Here is an 11,034-nt window from a genome sequence, read left to right on the forward strand (position 1 = left end):
GAGGGCCGGACGGCAGCGGGAACGGGTACTGGACCAGGCCCGCGAGCGGGGGGCGGGACGGGTCAGCGAGCCGGAGCCGAAGCGGGAGACGGAACGGGTCAGCGAGCTGGAGCGGGCGACGGGACGGGCCCACGAGCCGGAGCTGGAGCGGGAGACCGGACGGGCCCACGAGCCGAAGCCGAAACCGGAGACCAGACAGGGGCACGAGCCGAAGCCGGAGACCGGACAGGGGCACGAGCCGAAGCCGAAACCGGAGACCAGACAGGGGCACGAGCCGAACCCGGAGACCGGACAGGCCCACGAGCCGAAGCCGAAACCGGAGACCAGACAGGGGCACGAGCCGAACCCGAAACCGGAGACCAGACAGGGGCACGAGCCGAACCCGGAGCGGGAGCCGGGACAGGGACAAGACCCGGCCCCGAGACGCGGCCGAGGCCGCCCGCGCACGAGGCGGCCCGCACCGAGTCGGCGGGCCGCGGCCCCGACAGGGCGACACCGAACGGGGCCACGGCCGAAGGCGCGGGCCACGGCCGCCGGGACCAAGCCCCCGCCACGCCCCCCGGGTTCACCGCGGGCCCGGCGGGGCGCCGTCAACCGGGCCGAGGCGCGGGAGCGTCCCAGCGCCCCGGACCGGTACGGCCGCCCACCCCAGTCGAACCCCCGGGCCGAACCGAGCACGCCGACTCGGGCCAAGCCACCGGCCCGGACCAGGACACCGAGCCGAGCCGCAAGCCCGGCACCGGGAGCGAGCACCTCGCCGAAGCCGTGCGGGACGAGGCCGCCACCCGCCCCGGCGCCAAGCCGCACGGCCCGGCGGGCAGATGGTGGTCGGCGCCTGCTGCCGGGGCCCCGTCGGCTGGCCCAGCCCCAGCGCGGCCGGAGCATGCCGAGGCCGCGCTGCTCGTGGCGCGTGGGGTGCGGGTCAGGTTCGGGGAGTTCACCGCGTTGGACGGGGTCGATCTGGACGTCGTGCCAGGGCGGATCACCGCTGTCGTGGGGCCGAACGGGGCCGGTAAGAGCACCCTGTTCCACTGTCTGGCCGGGACGGTCAGGCCCGACGCGGGGCGCGTGGAGTTCGGCGGCCGGGACATCACGCACCGGCCCGCCCACGCGCGGACCCGGCTGGGCGTGGCCCGGACCTTTCAGCAGCTCGCCGTCTTCCCGTCGCTGACCGTCGAGGAGAACGTCGCGGTCGGCGCCGAGCAGGGCCGCGTACGGGATGCCCGAGCCGTGCCGAAGGCCCTCGCCCTGCTCGGGCTCGACCCCGTACGGCAGTTGCCCGCCGCCGACCTGCCGACCGGCACTCTGCGCCGCGTCGAGCTGGGCCGCGCCCTGGCCGGCAGCCCGCAGGTGCTGCTGCTCGACGAACCGGCCGCGGGTCTGGACACCCCCGAGGTGGCCGCACTCGCGCGCCTGCTCAGGGCGCTCGCCGCGGACGGCATGGCGCTGCTGATCGTCGAGCACGACCTCGACCTGGTGGCCGACCTCGCCGACACCGTGCAGGTGATGGCGGCCGGGCGCATCGTCGGCTCGGGCCCCGCCGACCGCGTACTGGACCTCGCCACAGGGGACCGCACGCCCGAACGGCGGCCCCAAACATGAGCGCTGAAATCGAACTGCGCCACGCGCGCGTGCGCTACGGCCCCCTGGAGGCGCTGCACGGCGTCTCGCTTGCGGTGCCGTACCCGGGGGTGAGCGTCCTGCTGGGCCGCAACGGCTCGGGACGGACAACCGTGCTGCGCGCCCTGGCCGGCACGGTCCCGCTCTCCGCCGGGGCGGTGGTGTGGCGCGGCAGGGACGTGACCCGGCTGGCCGTCCACGACCGGGCCCGCCGCGGCCTCGCCTTCGTCCCCGACCGGCAGGCCGTGTTCGGCTCTCTCACGGTCGCCGAGAACCTCGGGCTCGCCGCGTCGGACTCCCAGAGCCACGGCGACTTCACCGCGGCCCTGGAGGCCTATCCGCAGCTGCGCCCGCTGCTGACCCGGCGCGCCGGCACCCTCTCGGGCGGCGAGCAGAGGATGCTCGCCCTGTCCCGCGCCCTGCTCGCCCACGCGCGCGTGGTGCTCGTCGACGAGCCGACCCAGGGCATGTCCCCGGCCGTGGCCGCCCGTACGTACGAGCTCATCGCCAGCCTGGACGCGGCCGTGCTGATCGCCGAACAGCGGCTGCCGCCCGGCCTGCGCCCGGCCACCGGGGACGCCCGCCCGGTCATCGTCCACGAGCTGCGCCGAGGCTCCCTGGTGTTCAGCGGCGAGGCGTCGGAGGCGCACCGGCGCGCGCGGACCTCGCGCCCGACGGAATGACCAGCCGGGTGCCGATCGCCAGCCGGTCCGGATCCCGGCCGACCGCCTTCTTGTTGGCCTGATACAGCGCGGACCAGCCGCCCTTCACCCGGTAGAAGGCGGCGATCGAGGAGAGCGTCTCGCCCTTCCGGACCACGTGGCTGCCGGATTCGAATCCGTAGCGCTTGGAGCACTGCGGCCAGGCCTCCCAGCCCTGGGTGAGCAGGACCTCCTCGGCGACCTTGATCTGCTGCTCGCGGGTGGCGAGGTCCGCGCGGGGCGCGTAGGCGAGTCCGCCGTGCTCCTCCCACGTCGGCTGCCAGAACTGCAGCCCGCCGTAGTAGCCGTTGCCGGTGTTGATCTGCCAGTCTCCGCTGCTCTCGCACTCGGCCAGGCAGGTCCAGGGCGACTTCTCCGGTGGGCACTCCTCGAGTACCTGGTGGAGCAGAGCGCGGGGGTGAGGGACATCAGGGCCGCGACGAGGCCCACGAACCAGACACGGGTGTGTGACATCGCGTCACGCTATGAGGCGGAACGCGTGTGTCAGGGCCTCCCTCGCCGGGACGGGGCGAGCCCCACCCGGTCGGACTATCGGATGACCGGGTGGGGCAGCCGCGCCGACACGGTCGACGCGCGGTCGCGGGTCAGACGGCGAGCCGCTGCCCCGGCAGGATCAGATGCGGATCACCACCGATGACCGACCTGTTGGCGGCGTGGATCCGCTGCCAGCTGGTGCCGTGCCGGGCGGCGATGACACTCAGGGTGTCCCCCGACCGCACGGTGTACGTACCGCGGGACGCCCCGCGGTTGGTGCGGGCCGGGGCGCGCTTGGGCGTCCCGGTGGCGCTGGGAGCCTTGGCCACCTTCGGCGTCCGGTCGGCCCGGGGTGCCTTGGGTGTCGTCCGGGGGGCCTTGGGCGTCGTCCGGGGAGCCTTGGGTGCGGGTGCCGCGGCCGCCCCCGGCGCGCTGCCGGACGCTCCGGCGCGGGCCGAGCAGGACGGCCACGCGCCCCACCCCTGTGCGCGCTGGACCTTGGTGGCGACAGCGATCTGCTGCGCCTTGCTGGCGCGGTCGGCGGTCGGCGCATAGGCCGTTCCGCCGTACGCACGCCAGGTGGAGGCGGCGAACTGCAGTCCGCCGTAGTAGCCGTTTCCGGTGTTGATCTGCCAGTTTCCGCCGCTCTCGCACTGGGCGATGCGGTCCCATACTCCGCTGTCCGCCGCTGCGGCCTGTCCGGCCCCGGCGAACCATGCCAACGGGGCGAGCAGGGCCGCCCCGGCGAGTACTGCTGTCTCACGACTGCACTTGGGACGTGCGGACATGTGGTTCCCTCTCGAAGGACCCGGGATCCCCCTGAGCGGCCCGGCCCCCACGCGTCTGGCGCGGTTCGTCCGTGCCGCCCCGTCCGCCGGAGTGGTGCTGCGTCGAGCTGGCTGGTGCGACCGGCGGACGTACCCGAGCGGTGCTCGCTGCACACGGCGGTGGAATCTAGGGACCCTGACGCCCTAATATCAACCAACTCCTTGTCATTCCAGGCCAGTTGCCTGTTACCAGGGGTATCGTCGACTTTCGGACACCCCCTTCATTGGCTGATTTCAGGATTTGTCGACCAGTTGACGAGTCGATCTGTGACTCACCTCACGGCCTCAACTTCGATGCATACCGCAGGGGTTGCCATGGAGTGACAGATTCCGCCCTCCGCCTCACCCTCTGCTCCGATTGGTTCGATTCCGTTCGCTCTCGGCGTGACTTGCGCCACGGGTCACCCGTTGTGCTCCACAAGAGCCGGGGACCGCCCCGGCAGAGCGACGCACCCACACTCCGAGGAGCCCCCCGTGCAGCGCATGCTCGACGTCAGTGATGACGTACGCGCCGAGATCGGCGACGACGAAGCCGACCGGCTGCTCGCCGGCGACAACTCCCCGGGCAGTTACGACTGCACCTCCTGCCGCACCCCGGGTGACTCCGGGCAGGAGCGCACCAGCACCGTGCTGTTCGTCGGCGAGGAGACCGCGGTCCTCGCCTTCGCCCACGCCACCTGCCTGCCGTCGCAGGTGGTGCAGGTCGCCGAGGAGCACCTGCAAGGCGCCGTGCGGTCCATCACCGGTGAGGACGGCAGCACCGGCGCCCCCGCCGCCCCGGCACCCGAGCAGGCCGTCCTCGGTGTCACCAGCGGCCTCGTCCTGCTCGACGGGGAACTGCACCCCGCGCTCGTCGTCGAGCCCACCGGACCCATCGCCAGGCCCGGTTCGAACGGTCCGGGGGACGAGTTCCTGCCGCTCCTGATCGAGCAGGGCTTCATGCCGGTCACCGGGGTTCAGGAGGTACCGCCCAAGCTGCCCGGCTGGTCCGTGCTGCTCGCCGCCGGCCAGCTGCACGCCGTACTCCAGCCCGGCGCCGACGGCGGCACGGTCGCCTGGTGGCAGGCGCACCAGCCGCTGCCGGTCACCGAAGGCTGGCGGGCCGCGGCCAACAAGCTGAGCACCGTCCTCGTCTTCGCCGCGCCGGTCGGCTCGATCGGCCGTCAGCAGCGCGAGGACCTGCTGCGCGACGCCCTGGAGAAGGCGGCGGCCAACGGGCTGCTGGTGGGCGGCTCGATGCCGCTCGCGGGCACCTGAAAGAACCCCGCATCCGACAGCCCTCGGGGTCGTTGGCACATAACGTGCAGCCTTACGATCCCTCCCGCCATCAGATCCCCTCCATGCGCCCGGCCCGGGACGCCTCGGCCGGGCGCTCGGCCACTCCGATCTACGACGAACTGTTCGCCGAGTGGCGCCGGTCCTTCAAAGCCCTGCCAGGCGACCGGACCGGCGAGGAGGACCTGGGCTTCTCCGGCTTCGGAAGCCTCCCGTACGGCCAGAGCGGCCAGGGTGGTTACGGCGCCCAGGGCGGTGGCTACGGCGGCCAGAGCCACGGCGGCCAGAGCCACGGCGGGCTGAGCCACGGCGGGCTGAGCGGGTACGGCAACTACGGCGGTTGCCAGACCGGCTCCTGGTACACCGACGGGCGACAGCCGCACACCGGGGGCAGGCCCCCGGCGGCACTGCCGCCCGGTCCCCGCAGGGGGCTCTGACGCCTCACCCCTGCGGATCGGCCCCGGCGCTCCCCCATGGAGGGCTCCGGGGCCGACGCGTACGTACGACTACTTCTTACGGCCGCGCTTCTCGCGCACCCGCACCGAGATATGGATCGGCGTCCCCTCAAAGCCGAACTCCTCGCGCAGCCGCCGCTCCACGAAGCGCCGGTAGCCGTGCTCGATGAAGCCGGAGGAGAAGAGCACGAAGCGCGGCGGCTTGGTACCCGCCTGGGTGCCGAACAGGATGCGGGGCTGCTTGCCGCCCCGGACCGGGTGCGGGTGCGAGGCGACCAGCTCGCCGAGGAAGGCGTTCAGCCGACCGGTCGGCACCCGGGTCTCCCAGCCCGCGATCGCCGTCTCGATCGCCGGGACCAGCTTCTCCATGTGCCGCCCGGTGCGCGCCGAGACGTTGACCCGAGGCGCCCAGGCGACCTGCAACAGCTCGGTCTCGATCTCCCGCTCCAGGTAGTAGCGGCGCTCCTCGTCGAGGGTGTCCCACTTGTTGTACGCGAGGACGACCGCCCGCCCGGCCTCCACGGCCATCGTGACGATGCGCTGGTCCTGGATGCTGATGGACTCGCTGGCGTCGATCAGGATGACCGCCACTTCGGCCTTCTCGACCGCGGCGGCGGTGCGCAGCGAGGCGTAGTAGTCCGCGCCCTGCTGCAGGTGGACCCGCTTGCGGATGCCCGCGGTGTCCACGAACTTCCAGGTGACACCGCCGAGTTCGATCAGCTCGTCGACCGGGTCGCGGGTGGTGCCGGCCAGCTCGTTGACGACGACGCGGTCCTCGTTCGCCACCTTGTTCAGCAGCGACGACTTGCCGACGTTCGGGCGGCCGATGAGGGCGATCCGGCGCGGACCGCCGATTCCGCCGGCACCGAAGGTCTGCAGGGGCGCCTCGGGCAGCGCCTCCAGGACGGCGTCGAGCATGTCGCCGGTGCCGCGGCCGTGCAGCGACGAGACCGGGTGCGGCTCACCGAGGCCGAGCGCCCACAGCGCGGTGGCGTCCGCCTCGCCGCTCGGGCCGTCGACCTTGTTGGCGCAGAGCACGACGGGCTTGCCCGCCTTGCGCAGCAGCCGGACGACCGCCTCGTCGGTGTCGGTGGCGCCGACCGTGGAGTCGACCACGAAGACCACCGCGTCGGCGGCCTCGATCGCGTACTCGGCCTGGGCGGCGACGGAGGCGTCGATGCCGAGGACGTCCTGCTCCCAGCCGCCGGTGTCGACGATCTTGAAGCGGCGGCCCGCCCACTCGGCCTCATAGGTGACCCGGTCGCGGGTGACACCCGGCTTGTCCTCGACGACCGCCTCGCGGCGGCCGATGATGCGGTTCACCAGGGTCGACTTGCCGACGTTGGGGCGGCCGACGACGGCGAGCACGGGCAGCGGCCCGTGACCGGCCTCGTCGATCGCGCCCTCGACCTCTTCGGCGTCGAAGCCCTCCTGCGCGGCGAGCTCCATGAACTCCGCGTACTCGGCGTCGCCGAGCGCTCCGTGCTCGTGGCCGCCGGCGCCCGCCGAGTCATCGGCGTGGATCTGGTCGTTCATGAAGTCCGTACCTCTGTCATCAGTCATCGATGAACCGCTTGCGTCGCGGTCCACTACTCAAGTCTCGCTCAGCGCCCGGTGAGGCGCCTGGCGTTTTCCAGGTGGGCGGTCAGCCGCTCCTGGATGCGCACGGTCGCCTCGTCCAGCGCCTTACGCGTCCGCCGCCCGGATCCATCCCCGGCTTCGAAGCCGTCACCGAAGACGACGTCGACCCGGCTGCGCAGCGGCGGCAGCCCCCGTATCAACCGTCCGCGGCGCTCGGTGCTTCCCAGCACCGCCACCGGGACGACCGGCGCCCCGCTGCGTACCGCGAAGTACGCCAGGCCCGCGCGCAGCGACGCGAAGTCGCCGTCCCCGCGGGTGCCCTCGGGGAAGATCCCGAGTACGCCCCCGTCTGCCAGCACGTCCAGTGCCTGGGTGATGGCCGTACGGTCGGGGACCGAGCGGTCCACCTTCAGCTGGCCGATGCCGCGCAGGAACGGGTCGAGCGGGCCGACGAACGCCTCCTTCTTGATCAGGAAGTGGGCGGGACGGGGTGCCGTGCCCATCACCATCGGTCCGTCGACCATGTGCGAGTGGTTCACGGCCAGGATCGCCGGGCCGCTCGCGGGCACCCGCCAGGCGCCGAGCACGCGCGGCTTCCACAGCCCGTACATCAGGCCGACGCCGATCCGGCGGCCGACCTCGGCACCTCTGTCGGACGGTGCGGTCACTTCGCGGCCCGCTTCTCCTCGACAAGGGTGACGACGCACTCGATGACCTGCTGGAGGGTGAGCTCGGTGGTGTCCACCTCGACCGCGTCACCGGCCTTGGCCAGCGGCGAGGTCTTCCGGCCCGAGTCGGCCGCGTCCCGCTTGATCAGCGCCTCCTTGGTGGCGTTGATGTCGGATCCCTTGAGCTCACCGCTGCGGCGGGCGGCGCGCGCCTCGGGCGAGGCGGTGAGGAAGATCTTCAGGTCGGCGTCGGGCAGCACCGTCGTACCGATGTCGCGGCCCTCCACGACGATGCCCCGCTCGGCGCCGGAGGCAATGGAGCGCTGCAGTTCGGTGATACGGGTGCGCACCTCGGGGACCGCGCTGACCGCGCTGACCTTGGAGGTGACCTCCTGGGTGCGGATCGGTCCGGAGACGTCGGTGCCGTCGACCGTGATGGTCGGGGCGGCCGGGTCGGTACCCGAGACGATGTCGGCCTTGCCCGCGACGGCGGCGATCGCGGACGGGTCCGTGAGGTCGATGCCCTGGTCCACCATCCACCAGGTGATCGCCCGGTACTGGGCTCCGGTGTCCAGGTAGCTGAGGCCGAGCTGGGCGGCGACGGCCTTGGAGGTGCTGGACTTGCCCGTGCCGGAGGGGCCGTCGATGGCGACAATCACTGCCGGGGCGGTGTTGGCGGCGTTTCCTGCGGTTTCCACGGGCGGTGTCGACCTTCCTGATCACGGGCGGGAGAGAGGCCGCTGCGGTGAACGGACCCCAGACAAGGTTACTGGCTCGCCCGCCCGCCTTTTACTGCCGGATCGACCGGCCCGTCGCCACCGGACCGCGCCGCCCCTCACTGCCGGATCGCCCGGCCCCTCGCCACCGGACCTCGCCGCCCCTCACCGCCGGATCGCCCGGCCCGTCACCGCCGGATCGCCCGGCCCGTCACCGCCGGATCGACCAGCCCGTCACCGCCGGATCGACCAGCCCGTCACTGCCGGATCGACCAGCCCCGCTCGCGCAGTGCCGCGGTGAGTACCGGCGCCGCCTTTGGCTCGACCATGAGCTGGACCAGGCCCGCCTGCTGCCCGGTCGCGTGCTCGATGCGTACGTCCTCGATGTTGACCCCCGCCATCCCGGCGTCGGCGAAGATCCGGGCCAGCTGTCCCGGCTGGTCGTCGATGAGGACGGCCACGATCTCGTATGCCGTGGGGGCCGATCCGTGCTTGCCCGGCACCCGGACCTGGCCCGCGTTGCCGCGGCGCAGTACGTCCGCGATACCGGCCGCGCCGCCGAGCCGCTTGTCCTCGTCGGCGGACTGCAGCCCGCGCAGCGCCCGTACGGTCTCGTCCAGGTCGGCGGCGACCTCGGAGAGCAGATCGGCGACCGGACCGGGATTGGCGGAGAGGATGTCGATCCACATCTGGGGGTCGGAGGCCGCGATCCTGGTGACATCACGGATGCCCTGGCCAGAGAGGCGTACGGCCGTGTCCTCGGCGTGCTCCAGGCGGGCCGCGACCATGCTGGAGACCAGGTGGGGCATGTGCGAGACCAGCGCGACGGCGCGGTCGTGGGCATCGGCGTCCATGACGACCGGCACCGCTCGGCAGAGCGCGACCAGCTCCAGGGCCAGGTTCAGCACCTCGGTGTCGGTGTCCCGGGTGGGCGTGAGCACCCAGGGGCGGCCCTCGAAGAGGTCGGCGGTGGCGGCCAGCGGCCCCGAGCGCTCCCGGCCTGACATGGGGTGGCTTCCGATGTACGCGCTCAGGTCGAGCCCGAGGGCCTCCAGCTCGCGGCGCGGGCCGCCCTTGACGCTGGCCACGTCCAGGTAGGCGCGGGCGACACCGCGCCGCATCGCGTCGGCCAGGGTCGCCGCCACATGCGCGGGCGGCACCGCGATCACCGCGAGGTCGACCGGGCCTTCGGGTGCGGCGTCGGTACCGGCGCCGAGCGCGGCCGCGGTGCGGGCCTGCTCCGGGTCGTGGTCGGCGAGGTGGACGACGACACCGCGGCTGGCGAGCGTCAGGGCGGCGGAGGTGCCGATCAGGCCGGTCCCCATGACCAGGGCGGTTCTCACTGGGCGATGTCCTTGCGGAGTGCGGCCGCGGCACCGAGGTACACGTGCGCGATGTCGGCCTTGGGCTTGTCGGACTCGACGTGCGCGAGGATACGGACGACACGGGGCATGGCGCCCGCGATATCGAGCTCCTGGGCGCAGATCAGCGGGACGTCGACGATGCCGAGCCCGCGGGCGGCGGCGGCCGGGAAGTCGCTGTGCAGATCGGGCGTGGCCGTGAACCAGACGCTGATCAGGTCGTCCGCGCTCAGTCCGTTGCGCTCCATGATCGCGGTGAGCAGGGCGCTGACCTGCTGGTCCATCTCCTCGGCTGTGTCCTGCCGAAGCTGGACGGCACCTCGGACCGCTCGTACCGTCACCGCGCTGCTCCTTGCCTGTACGTCGTACACCCTGTCCAGGTCAGGGTAGTCAGCCCGGCGGGCGCGAGAGCACGGCGCCCGCCTGCCGAGACGAACGCCGCGCACTCCCCTCCGTATGGAGCGGCCCTCGGATGCCGGGGCCGCCATGGGTCAGAGCTGCTGCTTGATCGGGTCAGAGCCGCTGCTGCTTGATGAGCTCCTCGATCGAGCCGCCGGGGATCTGTCCTTGCGGAGTCAGTTTGTCGACCGCCTCCGGGAGTACCTGGGCGAGCTGGTCGGCAGCCTGGTCGGGCGAGACTCCGGCCTCGGTCGCGACCTGCTGGAGGGTGTCGCCGGGCAGCGCCTCCTTGAGCTCCTCGCCGGTCACCGGCTGGTTCTCGCCGGTGCCGACCCAGGACTGGGCCTGGTCCACCAGACCGGCCTTGCCGAGCCCTTCCAGGAGGCTTCCCAGCGGGTTGCCGCCGTTGCCGCCGCTCTTGCTCATGAACGCGCCGAGCAGCGCGGTGAGAACGCTTCCGCCACCGCCCGAACCGCCGCCCGGTGAGCCGCTCTGCTGGCCGCCGCCGAGGAGACCGCCGAGAAGGCTGCCCAGATCATTGCCCGCCATGGTCGCGCCTTTCGCGTGTGGGGCCGGGGTCCGGAGGGTGTTCCGGGCACCCTCAGACGGATCAAATGTCACTCGAACCACACCTCGGCGCCACTTGGGAGCACGGGACGTGTTCAAAGACAGGCTCAGCTCTGGACGGCGGGTGCGCGGGTCCGCTTGCATGGAGGGGCCGGTCGCGGCGCCGCGCATCGGGGGAGGCTCGTATGACCCGTTCCGGACCCCTTTTCACGCTGCTCGGCGGACTGTTGCTCGCGCTGTTGCTGCTGACGCTCAACGCGACCACGGGGACCGGCCGTTCGTCGTACGACGGGGGCCGCTCGGGCGGCGACTCCCCCGCGCCGACGACCCCGGCCGCCTCTCCCTCCCCGTCTCCCTCCCCTTCCCCGT

General features: G+C 72.7%; 12 protein-coding genes and 1 pseudogene. 5 read left to right on the plus strand and 8 right to left on the minus strand.

The genetic code is table 11. The features are described 5' to 3' along the window. Window positions 1-765: 765 nt before the first annotated feature. Window positions 766-1,602, plus strand: coding sequence for an ABC transporter ATP-binding protein (locus U9R90_RS23275; RefSeq protein WP_411058595.1), 837 nt, complete (start codon window positions 766-768; stop codon window positions 1,600-1,602). Beyond that, window positions 1,599-2,303 (plus strand): ABC transporter ATP-binding protein, encoded by a 705-nt coding sequence (locus U9R90_RS23280; protein WP_411058596.1) that lies wholly within the window; start codon window positions 1,599-1,601, stop codon window positions 2,301-2,303. Before U9R90_RS23275 ends, U9R90_RS23280 begins: the two co-directional genes overlap by 4 nt. On the opposite strand, the gene U9R90_RS23285 is transcribed toward U9R90_RS23280, so the two are convergent. Together U9R90_RS23285 and U9R90_RS23290 are read right to left on the minus strand one after the other, a co-directional pair. Then, window positions 2,245-2,778 carry a transglycosylase family protein gene (locus tag U9R90_RS23285; protein ID WP_411059779.1) on the minus strand — a complete coding sequence of 178 codons (534 nt, stop codon included), beginning with the start codon at window positions 2,776-2,778 and terminating at the stop codon, window positions 2,245-2,247. The two genes, U9R90_RS23280 and U9R90_RS23285, sit on opposite strands and share 59 nt — an antisense overlap. Before the next feature lie 148 nt (window positions 2,779-2,926). Then, entirely contained in the window at window positions 2,927-3,604 is a 678-nt protein-coding gene (locus U9R90_RS23290; protein ID WP_411058597.1) for a transglycosylase family protein, read from the minus strand. A gap of 513 nt (window positions 3,605-4,117) precedes the next feature. On the opposite strand from U9R90_RS23290, the gene U9R90_RS23295 reads away from it, so the two are divergent. Together U9R90_RS23295 and U9R90_RS23300 are read left to right on the plus strand one after the other, a co-directional pair. After that, window positions 4,118-4,900 carry a hypothetical protein gene (locus U9R90_RS23295; RefSeq protein ID WP_411058598.1) on the plus strand — a complete coding sequence of 261 codons (783 nt, stop codon included), beginning with the start codon at window positions 4,118-4,120 and terminating at the stop codon, window positions 4,898-4,900. 83 nt (window positions 4,901-4,983) lie between these two features. Then, window positions 4,984-5,355: a hypothetical protein gene (locus U9R90_RS23300; protein WP_411058599.1), complete on the plus strand. Its 372-nt coding sequence runs from the start codon at window positions 4,984-4,986 to the stop codon at window positions 5,353-5,355. Window positions 5,356-5,424: 69 nt separating this feature from the next. Here the strand turns inward: U9R90_RS23300 and der are convergent, their stop codons facing one another. From der to U9R90_RS23330, 6 genes are all read right to left on the minus strand, one after another. Continuing rightward, window positions 5,425-6,909: a ribosome biogenesis GTPase Der gene (gene der / locus U9R90_RS23305; RefSeq protein ID WP_411059780.1), complete on the minus strand. Its 1,485-nt coding sequence runs from the start codon at window positions 6,907-6,909 to the stop codon at window positions 5,425-5,427. Between the two features lie 68 nt (window positions 6,910-6,977). Further along, window positions 6,978-7,661: a lysophospholipid acyltransferase family protein gene (locus U9R90_RS23310; protein ID WP_411058601.1), complete on the minus strand. Its 684-nt coding sequence runs from the start codon at window positions 7,659-7,661 to the stop codon at window positions 6,978-6,980. Then, window positions 7,619-8,320: a (d)CMP kinase gene (gene cmk, locus U9R90_RS23315; protein ID WP_411058602.1), complete on the minus strand. Its 702-nt coding sequence runs from the start codon at window positions 8,318-8,320 to the stop codon at window positions 7,619-7,621. The genes U9R90_RS23310 and cmk overlap by 43 nt, the downstream gene beginning before the upstream one ends. 275 nt (window positions 8,321-8,595) lie before the next feature. Next, on the minus strand, window positions 8,596-9,681 hold the full coding sequence (locus tag U9R90_RS23320; RefSeq protein ID WP_411058603.1) for a prephenate dehydrogenase: 1,086 nt from the start codon (window positions 9,679-9,681) through the stop codon (window positions 8,596-8,598). Further along, the gene (aroH, locus tag U9R90_RS23325; RefSeq protein ID WP_411058604.1) at window positions 9,678-10,040 is read right to left on the minus strand and encodes a chorismate mutase; all 363 of its coding nucleotides are present in this window, start codon (window positions 10,038-10,040) and stop codon (window positions 9,678-9,680) included. Before aroH ends, U9R90_RS23320 begins: the two co-directional genes overlap by 4 nt. Window positions 10,041-10,212: 172 nt before the next feature. Continuing rightward, a complete protein-coding gene (locus U9R90_RS23330) occupies window positions 10,213-10,728 on the minus strand; it encodes a YidB family protein (protein WP_411058605.1) in 516 nt (171 codons plus the stop codon). Between the two features lie 122 nt (window positions 10,729-10,850). Here U9R90_RS23330 and U9R90_RS23335 point away from each other — a divergent pair. Further along, window positions 10,851-11,034 (plus strand): annotated as a pseudogene (locus U9R90_RS23335) (hypothetical protein); the annotation flags it as partial.

The sequence above is a fragment of the Streptomyces sp. E11-3 genome (assembly GCF_046540415.1).
Taxonomy (GTDB): domain Bacteria; phylum Actinomycetota; class Actinomycetes; order Streptomycetales; family Streptomycetaceae; genus Streptomyces.

Excerpts from the sequence above, each read along its gene's own strand:
- U9R90_RS23280 (WP_411058596.1), top strand. The coding sequence starts at position 1,599 with ATGAGCGCTGAAATCGAACTGCGCCACGCGCGCGTGCGCTACGGCCCC.
- U9R90_RS23300 (WP_411058599.1), top strand. The coding sequence starts at position 4,984 with ATGCGCCCGGCCCGGGACGCCTCGGCCGGGCGCTCGGCCACTCCGATC.
- U9R90_RS23290 (WP_411058597.1), bottom strand. The coding sequence starts at position 3,604 with ATGTCCGCACGTCCCAAGTGCAGTCGTGAGACAGCAGTACTCGCCGGG.
- der (WP_411059780.1), bottom strand. The coding sequence starts at position 6,909 with ATGAACGACCAGATCCACGCCGATGACTCGGCGGGCGCCGGCGGCCAC.